Origin of the sequence: Vreelandella zhanjiangensis DSM 21076 (assembly GCF_000377665.1) — a bacterium.
Taxonomy (GTDB): Bacteria; Pseudomonadota; Gammaproteobacteria; order Pseudomonadales; family Halomonadaceae; genus Vreelandella; species Vreelandella zhanjiangensis.
Genome location: NZ_KB898646.1, coordinates 836,461 through 854,796 on the forward strand (window position 1 = coordinate 836,461; position 18,336 = coordinate 854,796).

At 50.7% G+C, this 18,336-nt stretch carries 17 protein-coding genes and 1 tRNA gene; 7 read left to right on the forward strand and 11 right to left on the reverse strand.

The genetic code is table 11. From position 1 onward, the window contains the following. Positions 1-19: 19 nt before the first annotated feature. The 5 genes from D467_RS0103760 to D467_RS0103785 all read right to left on the reverse strand — a co-directional run bounded on the left by D467_RS0103760 (position 20) and on the right by D467_RS0103785 (position 4,248). On the reverse strand, positions 20-1,165 hold the full coding sequence (locus D467_RS0103760) for an NAD(P)/FAD-dependent oxidoreductase (RefSeq protein WP_018916175.1): 1,146 nt from the start codon (positions 1,163-1,165) through the stop codon (positions 20-22). Next, positions 1,162-1,881 (reverse strand): methyltransferase domain-containing protein, encoded by a 720-nt coding sequence (locus D467_RS0103765; protein ID WP_018916176.1) that lies wholly within the window; start codon positions 1,879-1,881, stop codon positions 1,162-1,164. Before D467_RS0103765 ends, D467_RS0103760 begins: the two co-directional genes overlap by 4 nt. Before the next feature lie 13 nt (positions 1,882-1,894). Next, positions 1,895-2,941, reverse strand: a complete 1,047-nt coding sequence (locus tag D467_RS0103770) for a type III polyketide synthase (RefSeq protein WP_018916177.1) — start codon at positions 2,939-2,941, stop codon at positions 1,895-1,897. Between the two features lie 667 nt (positions 2,942-3,608). Beyond that, positions 3,609-3,920: an addiction module antidote protein gene (locus tag D467_RS0103780; RefSeq protein WP_018916179.1), complete on the reverse strand. Its 312-nt coding sequence runs from the start codon at positions 3,918-3,920 to the stop codon at positions 3,609-3,611. Then, a complete protein-coding gene (locus tag D467_RS0103785) occupies positions 3,907-4,248 on the reverse strand; it encodes a type II toxin-antitoxin system RelE/ParE family toxin (protein ID WP_018916180.1) in 342 nt (113 codons plus the stop codon). Before D467_RS0103785 ends, D467_RS0103780 begins: the two co-directional genes overlap by 14 nt. Positions 4,249-4,718: 470 nt before the next feature. Here D467_RS0103785 and D467_RS19015 point away from each other — a divergent pair, with 470 nt between their 5' ends. After that, positions 4,719-5,270: a YqaJ viral recombinase family protein gene (locus tag D467_RS19015; RefSeq protein WP_155826422.1), complete on the forward strand. Its 552-nt coding sequence runs from the start codon at positions 4,719-4,721 to the stop codon at positions 5,268-5,270. Between the two features lie 232 nt (positions 5,271-5,502). On the opposite strand, the gene D467_RS0103795 is transcribed toward D467_RS19015, so the two are convergent. Next, on the reverse strand, positions 5,503-6,549 hold the full coding sequence (locus D467_RS0103795) for a LacI family DNA-binding transcriptional regulator (protein ID WP_026285601.1): 1,047 nt from the start codon (positions 6,547-6,549) through the stop codon (positions 5,503-5,505). Between the two features lie 207 nt (positions 6,550-6,756). Here D467_RS0103795 and D467_RS0103800 point away from each other — a divergent pair, with 207 nt between their 5' ends. The 6 genes from D467_RS0103800 (at position 6,757) to D467_RS0103825 (ending at position 13,304) form a co-directional block, all read left to right on the forward strand. Next, complete coding sequence (locus D467_RS0103800) at positions 6,757-7,734, forward strand: TRAP transporter substrate-binding protein (RefSeq protein ID WP_026285602.1); 978 nt, start codon at positions 6,757-6,759, stop codon at positions 7,732-7,734. A 72-nt stretch (positions 7,735-7,806) separates the two neighbouring features. Next, entirely contained in the window at positions 7,807-8,319 is a 513-nt protein-coding gene (locus D467_RS0103805; RefSeq protein ID WP_018916183.1) for a TRAP transporter small permease, read from the forward strand. Between the two features lie 2 nt (positions 8,320-8,321). Then, positions 8,322-9,614 (forward strand): TRAP transporter large permease, encoded by a 1,293-nt coding sequence (locus D467_RS0103810; protein ID WP_018916184.1) that lies wholly within the window; start codon positions 8,322-8,324, stop codon positions 9,612-9,614. Positions 9,615-9,625: 11 nt separating this feature from the next. Continuing rightward, positions 9,626-10,585 (forward strand): NAD-dependent epimerase/dehydratase family protein, encoded by a 960-nt coding sequence (locus D467_RS0103815; RefSeq protein WP_018916185.1) that lies wholly within the window; start codon positions 9,626-9,628, stop codon positions 10,583-10,585. A 113-nt stretch (positions 10,586-10,698) separates the two neighbouring features. After that, positions 10,699-11,967, forward strand: coding sequence for a ribulose-bisphosphate carboxylase large subunit family protein (locus D467_RS0103820; protein ID WP_018916186.1), 1,269 nt, complete (start codon positions 10,699-10,701; stop codon positions 11,965-11,967). After that, the gene (locus D467_RS0103825) at positions 11,964-13,304 is read left to right on the forward strand and encodes a four-carbon acid sugar kinase family protein (RefSeq protein WP_018916187.1); all 1,341 of its coding nucleotides are present in this window, start codon (positions 11,964-11,966) and stop codon (positions 13,302-13,304) included. The genes D467_RS0103820 and D467_RS0103825 overlap by 4 nt, the downstream gene beginning before the upstream one ends. 197 nt (positions 13,305-13,501) lie before the next feature. On the opposite strand, the gene D467_RS19020 is transcribed toward D467_RS0103825, so the two are convergent. The 5 genes from D467_RS19020 to D467_RS0103850 all read right to left on the reverse strand — a co-directional run bounded on the left by D467_RS19020 (position 13,502) and on the right by D467_RS0103850 (position 18,244). Then, positions 13,502-14,479: an RES family NAD+ phosphorylase gene (locus D467_RS19020; RefSeq protein ID WP_208596456.1), complete on the reverse strand. Its 978-nt coding sequence runs from the start codon at positions 14,477-14,479 to the stop codon at positions 13,502-13,504. A 14-nt stretch (positions 14,480-14,493) separates the two neighbouring features. Continuing rightward, a complete protein-coding gene (locus D467_RS20195) occupies positions 14,494-14,757 on the reverse strand; it encodes a HEPN-associated N-terminal domain-containing protein (protein ID WP_018916190.1) in 264 nt (87 codons plus the stop codon). 49 nt (positions 14,758-14,806) lie between these two features. After that, positions 14,807-15,454: a hypothetical protein gene (locus tag D467_RS0103835; RefSeq protein WP_018916191.1), complete on the reverse strand. Its 648-nt coding sequence runs from the start codon at positions 15,452-15,454 to the stop codon at positions 14,807-14,809. A 934-nt stretch (positions 15,455-16,388) separates the two neighbouring features. Next, a tRNA-Ser gene (locus tag D467_RS0103845) sits at positions 16,389-16,479 on the reverse strand. 58 nt (positions 16,480-16,537) lie between these two features. Beyond that, positions 16,538-18,244, reverse strand: coding sequence for a potassium/proton antiporter (locus D467_RS0103850; protein ID WP_018916193.1), 1,707 nt, complete (start codon positions 18,242-18,244; stop codon positions 16,538-16,540). Positions 18,245-18,336: the final 92 nt, after the last annotated feature.

The window sequence follows — 18,336 nt, forward strand, 5'->3', positions numbered from 1 at the left end:
ACTCCTTTGTCTGAGGCTCTTATTGCATACGATTGGATTGGCCAACCCGCGTCCGATGTATCATTTCACGCGTTAGCCCCGGCCATAGCCGTGCGCAAACGAAGGCCGTCTTGCGTCCCAAGCGATGGGACAGCACACCGGCAAGCCGTTCGGCATCCCGTACTGGTTGGGTTAAATCGTTAAAGGCCAGGCGTTGGTATGTTCTTGAATCGCCACCAGAAGCGTGAATGTGGGCGGCAAGTAAAGCGGTGTGCAAGGCAATGGCAATTCCATCGCCTGCAAACGATGGGATCACCGCTGCCTGGTCCCCCAGCGAGAACAGGTTGGGCACTGCATCATCGGGTGAATGGATATACCCATAAGGAATCCCGGAGACAGCCAAGGGTTCACACCAGCAGGGCATTAACGTGGCGAGGCGCTGTTTCATATGGGATGAGGTACGGCTAAGCCAGTCGAGTATTCCCAACCAACTACCGCCACAGGCTTTGTATATGTCCTGGCTGATTAAAAAACAGAGATTGACCCTATTTTTTTCTACCGGCTCCAGGCCAGCGTAACCGCCATTGAACAAATGAATTTCAACGGTGTTCCGCCATTGATCCTGATGCAATGCGCTGGGGCTAAAGTGCATCTTAAGGCCAATCATGTTATGGCGATGGGACGCTTTTACATTACGTTTCCAATGGCGCAGTTCATGCTTTCCACTGGCCAGAAACACCGTTTTTGCTGAAAACTCCATGCTGGCTGGCCTTACACTCGACTGGCTACTGGCAACCAATCTCCAGCCATCATCAGTGCGAGATAACTGCTTGACTGCCGTACCTAGCGCAACGTTTGCACCCGCACGTTCAGCCTGCTCTAACAAAGCCGAATCCAGCAGGCGCCGTGAAAGGCTCCATGCAGTAAACGGTAAGTCGAAGATGAGCTCGCTTTCGCCATTATAAAATCGCACATGACGAATAGGCTCAGCCCCTAACGCCGCTATATTCAACCCAAGCTCTTCTAGGTATTGGGCGGCTTCATAGCTGATAAATTCGCCGCAAACTTTATGATGCGGGCCCGGTTTGCGCTCCAGAAGGCGCACCGGCATGCCTTGCCTAGCTAATTTAATCGCCGCTGCCGACCCTGCGGGCCCGCCACCTATGATTACCGTTTCATCGCTCATTGGATCGGTGCTTCCTTGTTACAGGAGACGCACAAGCGGAAAGGAAAAAACCACTGAACTTGCACATTCCCATCAAGCCCCGCTTCATCAATTAGGCGCCGCCAATCGACCACCGTTAAAGCACGTGCCACTGACACAGCGGCGTCATTTCGGATTAATCGATTACGGCTGAAGAGCGCGGTGGCCGCTTTGATAAAATAATAGGGAATGGGATGCCGATGCAGATCGTTAATAAACCACCCTTTACTCGCGTGGCCGTCCATCCAGCGCAGAAAATCCACGATTTGGCTATCGCTAAGGTGATGAGTAAATAATGAAGATATAACGAGATCGATGGGCTCATCGGGTTCGAAAGCAAACACATTTGCAGTTTCATAACGTATAGCAGGAGGCTGCAACCAGGATTCAGCGGACTTTTTTGACCATGGATTCAGGTCAACACCGACCATACGGTAACCGGAATTCGGCGTAACACGAGCAGGCCACTGCTGGGCAATCTGGCGCAGCATGTCCCCACCGCCACTGGCCACATCTAGCACAAAAAGACGTTTATGGTTTTCTACCCAAGGGCGAAGCCATTGCAGGGTGGGACGATAGGCCAGCGTGAGATGATTGATACGCTCAAGGCCTTCAAGGCAATCATGAAATTCTTCAAACGAGATATCGGCATCATCCATGAGTTCCTTCTCATCGCTGCGTTGACTGAAATCCGGCATAGCTTCTTTATCCCTAAAGAACGAATCGCATACTTTCAACCGTAAGGCCAGGGCCAAACGCCATTGCCAAGCCGGGCCCTGATTTTCTTGGGTTATTCAACATCTCCTGAAGCACGAACATGATAGTGGCCGAGGACATATTGCCGAACTTCCTAAGCACCTCTCGCGACTCTATAAGCGCTCGCTCTTCAAGCTCTGCGCCTGCCCTTACGGCATCCAGCACTGTACGCCCACCGGGGTGAATGGCCCAGAGCGCAATATCACTGTGCGTAGCGCCGTCCAGCAGCGTATTCATTACAAGCGGAAGGTTGTTGGCGATGGCACCCGGCACCTTGCCGGATAAGTGCATATCAAAACCTTGGTCGCCGATATGCCAGGTAATTAACGCTTCGGTTTCTGGCAGCACATCCGAGTTAAAACTTTGTATTTCAAGGCCAACTGGATTTGCCGACACGATACTTGCCGCACAGCCGTCAGAAAAAATAGCGAACGATAAAATCTCTTCGAGCGTTCCCGCAGGCTTGAGATGCAACGTGCAGAGTTCAAGGTTGAGCATCAGCACCTTGGCATGTGGCTCCGAGCGAACAATATGCCGAGCCAGCTTGAGCGCGTTGATCGCGGCGTAACAGCCCATAAAGCCAACGGTGGTGCGTTCAATACCCGCAGGCAATCCGTAATGTTTGATCAATTGATAATCCAACCCCGGCGCATAGAAACCAGTGCAGGTTGTGGTAATTAAATGAGTGGTGCCGGTTAGATCAAGCTGGTCTAGGGTTCGCTTTGCCAAAATGAAAGCGAAGCGTTCATAAAATTTCATGCGTGCCTGAGTGCTGGGAAAAGCCTCATTTTGATAAAAACCTGCCGTATCCAGCTTATCGTCATCTTCATGAGGCTGAAGAAACGAATACCTATGCTCTATCTGTGAGCGCTCAGCCATCCGCTGGAACACTTTGACTGAACGCGTATCCGGCAAAAGCCGCGGGGCGTAATCGATAAACTTGCTATGTATATCAAAGTCTGGGACAGCACAGGCAATGCTATTGATATAGGTCGGATTCATTTTTTCTAGCTCCTCACTACCTAGTACTGCTTGAATTTAGGTAAATAAGTTCTATTGATCACTGCGACTATTTTTTGAAGAAATGTAGAAACAAGCGCTCAAAAACTATGCGCGGCTCGACAAAGAAGCCGAGCTTTTAGCTAAAAAAAGAGCTTTTAGAAAACCTAGTTAAAGATGGCTGGTATTGAAACACTCAGTGGTGTTACGCAGCTCTCCAGGCTGCTTAATTAATAAAAGTGATCTATTAATACGTCGTGCTAAGCCAGCGCTGGCATACAAGACTGCTCTTGATGCTTGATAGTAAATAATAAAAATGAGTGCAAGGAGTGACTCTATGTATGCTCCTATTAATCAAGTAGCTATTTACTGGCGCTTCTCACTGCGCCAGACGATGATCGAGCATTCTCAGACACATTCTGGGCACAATAAAAGACCGGTGCATTCTATAGAGGAGGTATTGGGAAAGAAGCGCAGGGCCTAGAAACGAAAAAAGCCCCTGATAAACCAGGGGCTTTTCGAGATAAGTGGCTGATGAGCAGTCTGACAACGGTGTTTTAAATTCAACAACTTATAATGTAGTTATATTTTCACCCAACATCCCACCCAGCATAAATATTGGTGCTTGTGTGCGCTTCGATGCGACGCTATGCACGTCTTTTTGGTGATGTTAGCTTGCTGGCGCTTGATGAGTAAGATCGTGAAAGTTAACGCCTGTGGCTTTAATCACCGCGGTCATAGTTCGTAGTGTTGGGTTGCCCTTGGGGGATAATGCGCGGTAAAGGCTTTCGCGTGATACCTTGGCACGTTCTGCTACCAGCGCCATGCCGCCTTGAGCTTCAACGACATGACGTAGCGCCATTAGGAAGGCTGACTCCCCCCCCTCTTCGTCCAGCTCATCAAACGCTGTTCGCAGGTAGTCCAGAGCCATACCGGGGTCAGTGCGCAGCATCTCAATAACGGCTTCATCATGACTTTTCATGACGTGCTCTCCTTTTGTGGTCGGCCAAAAACGCTTTTGCCTGTTCGATATCAGACTGCTGGCGCTGTTTGGTACCACCTATTAATAACATTACCAAGCGCGCCCCTACCTTGGCGTAGTAAACGCGGTAGCCAGGGCCATAGGTAATGCGTAGCTCCCATACTCCATCACCTACTGTCTTGGTGTCGCCTGCATTACCCGCTGCCAGCCGGTTAAGGCGTGTTAGTACCCGCATAGTGGCTTGACGATCTTTAGCCTTCGTAGCATCCAGCCAGGCTTGAAAAGGGTCATAGCCATCAGCGGTAAGGTAGTGGGTAAGTTCAGTCATATGGCCATTGTAGCTTAAAAGCTACAATCTGGAAAAGATTGTGTGACTTTAAGCGATTGAAAAAAACTCAAACGACAATTGCCTTTTTATTAACGAATCCTTAGTCGCTGATTTTTCAATTTCGCGGGTATGAAAATAAAGCGGTGGGAACGGTGTCCGGTTTTATTGAACCAGAACACTGCTGCCTGCCGATATAAACGGAAACAAGAACGCAGTGCAGGCATTTGGCTCATCCACCAGCTATGGCAAGACCAATACCAAAGCGAGCATCAAGCTAGTGACACCCTTATCAGGCGGGACAGATCCAACGACTGATTAGCCAATGCCCCACGACAACCCAGGAATGGTTCAGCGGTAAGTACGGTTCAGCCCTGCAAGTCCCCCACTCTGACTTCGACAAGCTACGCGCCTCACTTTCTAAGCGATCTGTTAAGTAACCCACGCGCTACCAATTATGACAGGAGGCTTCCATGCAAGTGCTTACTATGGAGCAAGGCACCCCAGAGTGGCTGACGGCGCGGCTAGGTCCTGTCACCAAGTCTGAGCTCAAGGTCTTGCTGGTGAAGGGTAAAGGCCCTGGTGGGTTGAGTGCCGGGGCGAATTACCGGGGAACAGGCCGAGCCGTTTCAAGGCAACGCCCATACCCGCCGTTGGCATACGCTGGAAGGCGTTGCCGTCCGCTCTACTGCGATACCACTGGCGAACCTAAACCATACGAAGTGGGCATCATCCTAAACCACAACGTGGGTTACTCGCCTGACAGCTTGGTAGGCATTAACGGTCTGCTGGAAATCAAAACCAAACTGCCAAAGTTCCAAATCGAGGTGCTGTTGAAGGGAAAAATACCCGAGGAGTACATACCTCAATGCCAGGGTGGCCTATGGGTCAGCGAGCGGGAATGGCTCGACTTTGTGAGCTTTTGGCCTGGCATGCCGCTGTTTATCCAACGCGCTTATCGCGACGAGGTCATGATACGTACCATTGTCGATAGGGTTGAGGCGTTCCATGAAGAAATGGAATAGCGTATTAGCCAAGTGATGGAGGCGTGATTCGACATTCCCATAAATACACCAATCAATTATTTACTATATAGACGCCAGGGAACCCACCCTGGTGTTTTATTTTTTTGGATGCAATCATGACGCCCAGCAAGCTCAAAGTGAGTTAAGTGACTGATATCTAAAATGTCATAACACTGGTAACTAAAACCAGCATAATCACCATGGTAAAAATCGCCAAAGGCCGGATAAGCGTTCAAGTGCTTCCCCGCACCTTGAGTTCATAGCCAATATCCAACCTCGGGGCTAGTGGTTGCTGGCCTTCAAGTCTTGAAAGCATCAACTTGGCTGCCTCGACACCCATTTCGTATCGCGGCACGGTAATGGTCGAAAGCCGTGGGGAAAGGTGCTCACCTAGCGATAGCCCGAGGTAACCGCCAATCGCAATTTCTTCAGGCACACAAATGCCTTGTCGATTAGCTTCCATTAGCGCCCCGGCAGCAAGATTATCGTTAGCAAAATGTAATGCCTCTAAATCAGGACGAGTTTTCAGTGCCTCTAAGAACAAGAGGCGCCCTGCTTCGTAGGATGATGGCTCCTCGCGACGAAATAGCAGATCGAATTCAACTCCCGCTGTCTTCAGTGTCTCCCGGTGACCCTCGAAACGTTGCATGGCCCGATAATCTCGGCTCATACCGGTACCGAGATAGGCGATACGCTTGAAGCCTCGGTCCAGTAGGTGTTGTGCCATACAGGCACCTGCTGCATGGTTATCAACACCGACATTCATATCAATGCACTCATCGCCAAGCTCCATGATTTCGACCACAGGACGACCCCAGTTTTTGAGCCGTAGTGAAGTACGCTCGTGATGGCGAAGCCCCGTCAGGATAACCCCAGAAGGCGAGTAGCCCAGTAATGATTCAATGAGACTAGCCTCTCGATCCAAATCGAAGTCGGTTGACCCCAGCAGCACTTGATACCCAGCCTGCTCAAGGGTCTGCTGAATGCCATGAATCACCTCAATAAAGGTCAAAATAGACAACGATGGCACCACAACCGGAATCATACGCATTCCTGCCGAAGCGAGACCACCTGCAACTAGATTAGGCACATAGCCGAGCTTAGCTACAGCCTGATCTATACGCTCTCGAAGTTTGGCCGACACACTTTCTGGCGTATTGAGTGCACGAGACACGGTAATCGGAGCCACACCGGCCTCGGAAGCCACATCTTGTATCGTTACGCTATCGGTTCCTCGGTGACGACGACGTGATCGCGTTGTAGGGGTCTGTTTCAACATCATCTCCTTAAGTAAAAGCCTTCCTATATTCTTATTCTAAAGGATAGCAAGCGAAATGGTAGCGCTACCAAAAAAACGTGCTAGCTTTTAAAAAGTGGCCTCGCTCCACGCAGATTCATCTCAATGACATAGCTAACACCATTGGAGGCTCAATAACTGAGTCAACGCTAACTCCACTCATACTGAACTTCCGGAGGCGTATACAAAATGACAACAACAACAACAACACGCGGAATCATCCTCGCTAGCCTGGCCAGCTTAGGAATCGCTGCCCAAGCCAGTGCCAACGAGCTCTCAATCGCTATTCACGTTGAGCCATCCGACACTATGTTCAAGGTCGGGGAACGTCTCAAGGAAACTATCGAGTCAGAAACAGACGGAAAGTACACAGTGTCTCTTCTGGGTACAGAAGTCGGTGGAGAGCGTGACCACCTAGAAGGTGCCAGCTTCGGTGAATATTCCATCGCCTTGGGTGGCTCGATGCCAATGACACTTTACGCCCCGGAGTTTGCTTCAGCCGACCTTCCCTTCGTCTATCGCTCTAGCGAAGAAGCCCGGGAAGTCTATGAGGGTGAGACCGGAGAGCTGCTCAACGAACGCTTGATCGCCAGCGGCAACATGCGTTTGGTTGGGCTCTCCCAGCGCAACCCGCGCAATCTGACGTCGAACTTTCCCGTCACCACTCCAGAAGATGTCAGTGGTGTGCGGCTAAGAGTTCCTGAGATAGCACCCTGGATTAAAATATGGGAAGAAGTTGGCGCCCTACCAAGTCCTATCGCGTGGCCTGAAGTTTATACCTCGTTGCAAACTGGTGTGATTGAGATGCAAGAAAACCCAGTCGACTTGATTTACTCAGGCAGACTCTACGATGTGCAGGACCATTTAAACCGAACAGAACATGTATTTTCCTTTTTTCACTGGCTGATGAACGAAGATTTCTATCAGAGCCTGTCTGACGAAGATCGCGATATCATTATGGCCGCGATTGCTGACGCCACCGAGTGGGGCGACGAAACAATCATCAGCGGTCAGGAAGAACTTATCAAAGAGCTTGAATCGCTTGGCATGACCGTCGTTGATAGCGATGTGGACGCCTTCCGCGAGGCAGCCGAGCCCGCGGTTAGGGAAATCATTGAAGATTACCATCCCAGTGTTCGTGAATACGTAAACTCGCTGCTCAATTAAGTCACCAAGGGCGACCCGGCACTATAAGGTCGCCCTTCTCTAGTCAACAAAGTCATTCGACCGGAGGCGCCTGTGACAGCCGCGAACCACGTAAACCGTGCTATTGCTCTTTTCTGGGGACTCCTAACCGCTATTGTCACGACAGCCTTTGCGCTGATGTTGACAATCATGGCTATCCAGGTCATTTCACGATATGCGCTAGGCATACCCGTATCATGGACCGATGAAGCCGCTCGCTATCTCTTCCTGTCCCAGATTTTTCTGGGCTCGGTGCTAGCCCTGCGCTATCAGGAACACATTCGCATCACAGTGGTGACCGATTTGATGGGGCCGCGCGTGCGCAACATTGTGGCAAGCCTTGCCGATATCATTTGCATCGTTGTGCTGCTGATGTTGGCCATTGGCGGATGGAACATGATGGAGAGAACCTCAGGCATTTTAGCTAGTACTTTCCGTTTGAGTTTTTCTTATATCTACCTGATTCAGCTCATATCAGCTTGGATGATGATTGGACTGCTGATAGGTGATCTATATCGACGCATCTTTATCAAGCTGCCCGCCATTCAAAATGACTGGAGTGAATGACTATGGAAGTCTTCGTCATCCTGTTCGTCGGACTGATCGCCCTATTAATGCTAGGAGTGCCCGTCGCCTTTGCCATGATAGGTTCTTCAGCAATGGTGCTGGGATACACGCGTGGCTTTGATGCCATTCCCATGGAGATGATCGCCCAACGTACTCTCTATGGTGTCAACAGTTTTACTTTGCTTGCTATTCCGGCATTTCTGCTCATCGGTCGGCTAATGAACAGCGCCGGTATATCTGATCGCGTTTTCAATATCGCAAGAACGATGGTGGGCCATCTGAAAGGTGGGCTAGGCCATGTCAACGTTGTCGCTAGCATGCTGTTCGCTGGCATGTCGGGCTCTGCCGTTGCGGATGCTGGCGGACTGGGTGCTTTGGAAATCAAGGCTATGGAAGACGATGGTTATCCTACCGGCTTTAGTGCTGCTGTCACGGCGAGTTCGGCCACTATCGGTCCAATTATTCCGCCTAGTATTCCCGCCGTCATCTATGGTGCTCTGGCCAATGCCTCCATCGCTGGCATCTTCCTAGCATCCATTATCCCCGGTCTCTTCATGGGATTAGGCCTAATGGTGATGGTCGCCATCATCTCGCATCGACGTGGTTTTCCTACCCGAGCTCGCGCTCGCTTCCAAGACTTCACAGCGGCGCTACTACGTGGCGTACTGCCGATGCTGACACCGCTCATCATCATCGTGGGAATCCTAAGCGGTGTTTTCACCCCTACAGAGGCTTCAGTGGTTGCCTTGGCCTACTGCTTGTTCATTGCCTTTGTCGTCTATCGCTCTATCAGCTTCCGCGAGTTCGTCAGTATTCTTCGCGCTACTGCCATCGACTCAGCCGCTCTGATGTTAATTATTGCAGGTAGCGCCCTCTACAGCTGGGTGCTGGGGCGTTATCAGGTCACCTCGCTAGTTGCCGAATTTCTTCTTTCAACAGTGACTGACCCACTGGGATTACTGCTGCTGCTGGCTTTGTTCATCCTACTGATTGGCCTGTTCATCGATTCGGTGCCTGCACTGTTCCTGTTAACTCCCCTACTGGTGCCGGTAATAGTGCAATACGGCATCGACCCCATACATTTTGGGGTGGTGATGATTTTTACTCTGATGATCGGCCTTATCACGCCTCCCGTGGGTACTGTGTTGTTTACAGTTCAGAAGATCACCAACCTGCCATTTGGCGTATTGGTGAGAGAAACGATGCCGTTCTATATCCCCCTCTTCATCGTGCTGCTAATCATCATCTGCTTCCCTTCCATCGTCATGTTCCTTCCGAATATTATCTTGAATTAAGGAGACCTAATATGTCAGTCCTCATTACTGGTGGTCTTGGTCACGTGGGTTCCTGGGTCGCCTACTTATTGGCTAAACAGGGGAAGCAGGTAGTTATCTGTGACACAGCTGCCAATCGCTTCGATAGCTTGGGTTTGGATTATCTTGAGGAAGTGCGGGACCTGCTTACTCTCGAATCAGTCGACATCCTCGACTACCACAATATCTTCGAGATTTTCCTACGCCACCGTGATGAACTCGAAGGGGTCATCCACGGCGTATCGGTGATCGCCGGGCCATACTTCCAGGAGCATCCCTTCAAACACTTGTCGATCAATACTATGGGCACCCTCAATGTATACGAAACGTGTCGTATTCTAGGTATTAACAAGGTCGTCAACATGAGTTCGGGGGCCGTCTATGGTGATGCCCCGGGGCCCCAGCACGAAGACACTCCGTACAAGGCTACTGATCTCTATGGCGCCTCGAAGATTTCAGGTGAGCTCTATGGTTTGCAGTACAGCGACACCTTCGGCATGGACATCCGTAATGCCAGGCTCTTTTTCGTCTACGGTCCTGGTAAGCGACCGTCACACATGCACAAAGTCTATCAAGGGTTGTTCGGCCCCCTAGAAGGCCTCACGGACATCCATGCCCCCAATGGTTCTGAACAATCAATGGACTGGACACATGTGCTGGATACTGCCACCGGTATAGTGAAATTATTTGAAAAGCCGCAAGTGACAAATCGCAACTTCAATATTTCTAGCGGGGTGCCAGTCGATCACCTCAGAATCGTTGATGAAGTGGCTAATATCACGGGCAAAAACTCAAACGTCCAACTGGGACCGGGTCCTTTCGTTGCCCGTGGAGCACCCTTAGATATCTCGCGCGCACGTGAGGAGCTCGGCTTCGAACCCCGGTTTACCGATATCCGAGATGGCCTTCTTGACTACTGGCAATGGCTTCAGAATGCTAATCGCCTTCAGTAGCCTTCTACGGTGGGCATCACTCAAAGTAACTCGGTGCCCAACGTAGAACAGTATTTCATCTTGCTTGAGTGTACTGCAGAGACCGTCGCTGCATCATTTAAGAGAGGTCGACTATGAGTGATCGCATTCTGGCCACCTATCTGATCGAAACGCCTTACCCATTAGAGCGTGCTGCTGAAGTAATGGCCGGCGAACAGTCATGTGGCACCTTTACTCGTCTACCCAGTGAGACAGATGCGCTGCGTGAGGCGCATGCGGCCCGCGTCGAGCATATTGAGCCCTTAGAAGCGAGTTACACTCCCTCGCTGCCGATACCTGCGCTGCAGTCAGGCAATGTTCATCCTGTCTACCGACAAGCACGGGTCACCCTATCTTGGCCACTGGCTAACCTAGGTACCTCATTGCCTACCCTGTTTGCGACGGTGGCTGGCAACCTCTTCGAGCTTAAGGAGCTATCGGCACTGAAGTTGCTCGACCTGACTCTGCCAAAGCCATTCGCCGAGGCATACCCTGGGCCGCAGTTTGGTATAGCAGGCACCCGAGAGCTGACAGGCATCACAAAACGACCAATTATTGGCACCATTATCAAGCCAAGCGTGGGGCTGTCACCAAATGCCACTGCGGAGGTGGTAAACCAACTGATAAAAGGTGGGATCGACTTCATTAAAGATGACGAGCTGCAAGCCAACAGCCCTCATAACCCTTTCAAAGAAAGGGTCGACGCAGTGATGCCGCTTATCCGTGAGCATGCCGAACGCAGCGGACATAAGGTAATGTACGCTTTCAACATCACCGGCGAAGCCGATGAAATGCGCGATCATCACGACTATGTAGTCGCTGCTGGTGGCAGCTGTGTGATGGTCGCCCTGAACGCAGTTGGACTCACTGGGGTGAGCCAACTAAGGCGCCACAGCCAAGTAGCACTGCATGGACACCGAGCCGGTTGGGGAATGTTCAGCCGTTCACCACATCTGGGCATGAGTTTCGTGGCTTACCAGAAACTATGGCGCTTGGTGGGAGTCGATCATATCCACGTTAATGGCTTGCGCAATAAGTTCAGCGAGGAGAACGCAAGTGTAATTGCCAGCGCCCGTGCATGCCTGACGCCCATGTTTGATCCGCCGAGCCCCGGTTACGAAGTGATGCCCGTATTCTCTTCCGGTCAGACTGCCGACCAGGCAGCAGATACCTACTCTGCCATCACCAGTACCGATCTAATCTTCTGCGCTGGCGGTGGCATCATGGCGCATCCCGATGGAATCGGCGCTGGTGTCAGGAGTCTTCGTCAGGCTTGGGAGGCCGCCGTGGAGGGCATCGACGTAAATGACTACGCTCGTGAACACACTGAACTAGCGAGGGCCCTGGAGACCTTTCGTCGATGACCCGGATGAATTCTGCCCCACTGATTACTTACTACGGTGACGACCTGACGGGATCCACCGATGCGATGGAAGCTCTCGCAAGTCAAGGCGTGGATACCGTGCTATTCACCACTATCCCTGACGAGGCTAAACTGCAAAGATTTCGCCACTGCCGAGCTATCGGCCTGGCTGGCACAAGCCGCAGTGAGTCGCCGGGTTGGATGAACCACCACCTGACACCATCGTTGATTTGGCTGCGCGATCAGGGCGCAGCTCTATGTCATTACAAAACATGTTCTACTTTCGACAGTGCGCCTCACCTAGGCAGCATAGGCCGCGCCCTTGAGATCGGACACAGTATTTTTGGTCACGATGGCGTACCAATTGTCGTTGGTGCCCCACAACTTCGTCGATATACCTGCTTCGGCCAGCTGTTCGCCGCTGCTCAGGGGGAAATCTACCGTATCGACCGCCATCCGATCATGTCTCGGCATCCAGTAACACCAATGCATGAGGCTGATTTGCGACGCCACCTATCAACACAGACTGCACTCCGCATTGGCCTCATTGACCTTATAACGCTGGCTGATACTCAAATTGACGCTCGTGTAGACAGCATTCGTTTCGATTATGCCGCGCTTCTTTACGATGTACTGGATTCATCGAGCCAGGCGGCAGTGGGACGCCAGCTATGGCGCACCCGCCCCAACAATGGTGGGTTTGTAATCGGTTCCTCCGGGGTCGAGTACGCGCTACTAGCGGAATGGCAACGACTAGGACTGGTGGAAACACCACCGACCTTTTCTGACCCAGAACCCGTGGAACGTATTGCCGTAGTTTCAGGAAGCTGTTCAGAGACTACGGCTCGTCAGATTCGTTACGCCGAGAAACATGGTTTTACCGCCTTGCGGGCAGACGCTACGCGCTTAGCCAATGACACCCTGGCGCGCACCGAGCTCGATGCCGTTCGCTCTCAGGCTCTTACGGCACTCGCTACAGGACGTAGCGTAGTGATCTATACAGCGCTTGGCCCAGATTCCAGTCTGGCATCATTACAGGACAACAGCACTGCACATGCCATCGGCCGACGACTGGGTGGCCTACTCCGCGATCTAGTTCGCGCCGAACAGCTAACCCGAGTTTTGGTAGCCGGTGGCGATACATCAAGCCATGCGATTCAGGAACTTGGTATCCATGCATTAACTACGCTCATGCCGTTACCGCAGACGCCAGGATCCCCACTATGCACCGCTCACAGTAGTGATCCTGACTTCGATGGTCTTCAGGTGGCCTTCAAAGGTGGCCAAGTCGGGGACGATGCTTTTATTGTGCGGATCCGTGACGCCAATATGGGCTGATCAGCTACCGACATATTTCTGGTTTTCTCTCTCCATATCCTATTAAAGGCTAGACTGCCTGATAAACGCAGATTCAGAGCAGCTCTCGCCTAAACACGCAGCCGTCCTCTGTTACATAATCACTTCAATGAAGATACTGGCTCCGGTAGCGTTGAAGTCGTTTTCAGAGATAAGATATTTATAAATATATATGCAGATTAAAAGGAGCTACTTTTATGAGCGGCTCCCATTAGAGGACTTTTTTTGGTAAAGACAGCTAGCGGCCAAAAGCGGTCTTTAGGCGACACTGAATACGCCCTGTTAGCAATTTTTTCGATAGAAAACAGTTCAAAAAACATTTGCAGTGAAGCGTTATCTGAGTCAAATACCGCGATGTTAATGCCATCTGGATTTCTAACACTACAATAGCGCAATCCCAAAACAGGCTGGTCGCCTTCAGTTTTAAATCTAAATCTAAAATATTCAGATACGATTTGGGTTGGCACATATTCAACATGCTCTCTGCCATCCTTTGAAACGGGCAAGGTTAGCTCATTTACAAATGAGCGAAGAAACGAAAGATTCTGTTTAGCATCATATTTTTCAGGCTCAAAAACACTTGGTGCTTTTGGCAGATCAACGAAATCTATAACTTGAATATCTTTTATCAATTTAAACGTAGCAATTGACCATTCAGTCGCATCTGTGATCACTTCTTTTTCAGCTGTATCTTGATCACAAGCTACGTAGAAGTAAGAAATACCAGCTGGATTCATACGACCAGCATTTGCTTTTCCTTTTGGAGGTACACCAATATCAGAAAACTCCGTAAACTCTTCCCCATTTTGGTTGACTCTGACTCGATAAAACTCAGTTCCAGCTGGAATAGTAGCAACAAGGTTTTCCGTATTACAAAGAGATCCAAGAGCATCAAGCATACTTGAAACAGGAATGTAATCAGGCCTACCAGAGGAGTACTCGTCTTCAGGCTCAGACAAAAATAAATATCGCGTTTTATGTAAAACTTGATCCTTAAATGCTGACCAACCATACGATAATGCAGATGAAGGGTTATCAACAGACCAGTCGCTTTTGACATGCGCTACCAAATAAAGACTTGCATCAGAACTTTCGATCAAATCTTCACAAAGCTCATCACACCAACCGGGATCAAATTCCCCAATAATTTCCCACATATTGGTTTCCGGTATTAACCATTCTTTTCAACCCATGGCATGTTCACATCTTGCGCGTCAGCGTAATACTGAAATATTGAGTCATATATGCGCTCCATTACCACATCATATGGTGCGGCAATCATGTCACCTTCTTCATTCTCTTCACCACAATAGGAGCATGAACTTGAACTAAGATTAGCTGCGACTAGACTAGCCAGTGCCTCATCTAGAACACAGTCAGCACATATCGATTTATCGAGTCCATTAAGTTGTGGTGACTCCCACATTGAAATCATTAATTCTGAATGGTACCCCAAACTTTCCTCCTGGTTGCTAACGCCTGAGTTAGGCTCCACCCGCGAGTTTGAGTCCTAACGCAAACGCTCCCGCGACAATGCCTCCCAGAGCTACCAAAACTCCCCAAAGCTGAGCAGGCTTGACCGCATACAGAAGCGTGCCGACGGACATATCGGAGGGATTGATGGTTGCGGCATTCGTAACTTGAGTGGAAGCAACCTTATTCTTCCAGCTAGCGAGAACACCATTGAACTCGTTCGAATGCAGCGATGCTGCTTCAGGTGTGACATTCTGTACGTACCAGTCATAACCTGGTTCTAACAAGCCCTCGCTTCTGATTCCTTCTGCAACAATGACTAGCAAAGGAAGTCCGCGACTGTAGGAAAGTGCGGCCTCAATCTGATTCCAAGGAGTTGGTAGGCTTGTTTCACTCAAAGCAATTTCCTTGGAGCCACCTCTTTTCTCCGTGCCTACGGCGAAGTGAACACGCTCAAGCGCGATTACAACAGTGCCACTACATTTATCTAAAAGCTCTGCAACGGTTTTGAGGGGGGCATCCGAGCTAAATGTGTTGCGGCCCACTGTGTGCGGAATAAGACCCTCGCTGCGAAGGCGATCTTCTACGGCGCGAACGAAGATCTCCTGTTCTTCATTTGAAGTACCGCCGACGCTGACAAATATGTTTAAGTCCGCCATTCACATAACTCCATCTGAGGGGCCTAACTCTCAAGCTCAGCCGTCCGCTTCCAGCGGTCGGCTAGAGCAACTTGTTGGACGTGGATTCAAGCTGCATTCCTATCGAATGCTTCTTTGAGAGCCGCTGCAGAAGGAGGATATACGTCATACCAATCGACTGCGTAGACGTCCTCTCGTCGTGCATCGAACTCTTGCCGATTCATAGGTATGTCTTCGCCTGGCGTCCCTCGCCCCTTTCCAACAACTACCGAAGTTAGCGGTGGCAGATTATTATCATTGCAGTAGTAGGCGATGTGGCCAAGGATTCGATCAAGGACACCCGCCGCCTTCTTCTTGTACATGAGCTTGGACAAGCCCTCATAAGTGAGTGTCTGGCGGTTCGTCGCAGCACCTATAAGGATCTGCCAAGCTTGAACGGCCCTGTCTGGGTGGTTTGAACTGGGGTTAAATCTCTTCACTGATTCTCCGTCCTAGAAATATCTGCCTAACAGGTACTAGATCGCACATCCAATGATTGTATAAACGTGGTGGCACGTTTATCCGACAAATGCAGTCTGAAAACTCCACTCTAAACCATCGATACCCACAAGCACTAATTTTTATTAGGCCGTGTATTCAGATTTCGCGCGCCTATTGCATTTTCCGGTACGTCGGCTTTGGGTCGTTAACAGCCAATAGCCACCACTCATAATTCTTAAGAAGACAGTATCTTAATGAAAAGAGGGTGTCACCTCTCACGAGCGTGCACGCATGCAGCTTTTACTGAATTATGGTTCGAGGGTAAGTAACAAAGAATCAGCAACAAGGGAGTCAGCGTCCAAAATAGTTCAGTTCTGCTCACTGAGAGCCAAAACCAAAGTATGTGCTGGCGTAGGGGCTGGCTAAATTACACGCACAAAAAAGCCGCTGTAATCAGCGGCTTATTCGTAATAGGTGGCGGAGGGACAGGGATTCGAACCCTGGGTAGGTTATTCACCTACGCCGGTTTTCAAGACCGGTGCATTCAACCGCTCTGCCATCCCTCCGGCTTATGGGTGCGTATATTAACAGTATTCCCTTGGAAGTCAACACCTTCTAGCGAAATCAATACAATCGAAGGCCCACATGGGTAATCGTACCCTTCTCCATCTCGCTGACGACCCAGTGAATGCCGTGCCAGTCGACATCATCACCAACGACCGGGTGCCCGCCTACGCGCAGGGCCACGAATTCGGCCAAGGTCATGTCATGCTCGCCGGGGCTTAGCGTTAAGCCGTAGGCTTGGGCGACATCCAGCATCTGTGCACTACCTTCAAGCGTAAAGGTACCGAAGAAGGCTCGCTCCTGCTTGAGCTTGGCATCACCATTAAACAAGCGGTTTAGCGCATGAAGGTCTTCCGTGCGCCCGATCACACAAATGACATCTCCCATTTTTAACCGGGTGCTGCCTTTGGGGTGGAGCATGGCATGGTTGCGAAACAGGGCCGAAATCAGCGCGCCTGAAGGAAAGCGCAGTAGCCGAATAGGGACGTCTTCAAGGTCGCGGTTCTCGACCACATAGACAAACATCTCAAAATCGTTATCCGGCAGGATACCCAGCGGCCCTCGGCGATTGGGCGTCGTGCCTACTGGTACTTCCACCTTTAGCCAACGCGCCATAAGCGTCAGCGAGCCGCCCTGTATCAAGAGCGACATCAATACAACGGCAAAGGCGACATTAAAATAAAGCGAGGCATTCTCTACCCCACCGATAACCGGGAAGATGGCCAATACAATAGGTACTGCCCCTCTTAACCCCACCCAGGCAATAAAGAAGGTTTCCCGCCAGCGGAATTTGAAGAACGGCTTGATCGCGATGAGTACCGCAAGTGGGCGCGCGATAAAAATAAGCGCCAGCGCCACTAAGCCAGCAGGCAACGCCACATCCCACAGTTGGCTAGGCGTCACTAAAAGCCCTAATACCAGAAACAGACCGATTTGGCTTAACCAGGCCAAGCCATCGTGCACGGGGAGAATAAAGTTAAGGTGGCGGCCAGGCTGATTTCCAATCATGAGGCCCGCTAGATAGATCGCTAGAAACCCGCTGCCACCCAGCACGCTGGTTAACCCGAACACGCTAAAGCCCAAGGCCAGCGCCAGCATGGCATAAAGGCCCGGCGCCAAATCCAGCCAGCGCAGCAGTTTTGCGCTTAACCAGCCGCCACCCAGTCCGACAATCAAACCGATACCAAACTGTGAAATAAAGAAGATGAGGGTTTCAACAGGCCCACCCATGTCGCCGACTAATAGCTCAACCAGCATCAAGGTAAGGAAGATGGCCATCGGGTCGTTGGTACCGGACTCAATCTCAAGCGTGGCCCCTACCCGCTCATTGAGATTCACGCCGCGCCCACTTAACATTGAGAAAACGGCGGCGGCATCGGTTGAGCCCACAATCGCGCCTACCAATAGCCCTTGCACCAGGCTTAAATCGAACACCCACATCGCGATCAAGCCCACAATCGCACTGGTTATGAACACCCCGAAGGTGGCAAGCGAAAGCGCTGGTTTAAAACCCACCCGGAATGTTTTAAGCCGCGTGCGCAAGCCACCATCAAGCAGGATCATGGCCAGCGCCAGGTGTCCGATAGTGAAAGCCATCGCGTAATCATCGAAGACGACCCCCAGCACCCCCTCTTCGCCCGCCAGCATGCCCAGGCCCAGGAAGATAAGCAGCAACGGTACACCGACCATTGATGATAGGCGACTCGCTAATATGCTGAGCGCCATTAAAGAACCGCCTACTAAAAAGAACGTATAGATCGCGTCCATGTCTCTCCATCTCTACATCAATGCCGCGCTATTATTACACGCCACCGTTAATTTTACTGCGTCAACTCAGCACGCTAACGCGATAAGGGGCT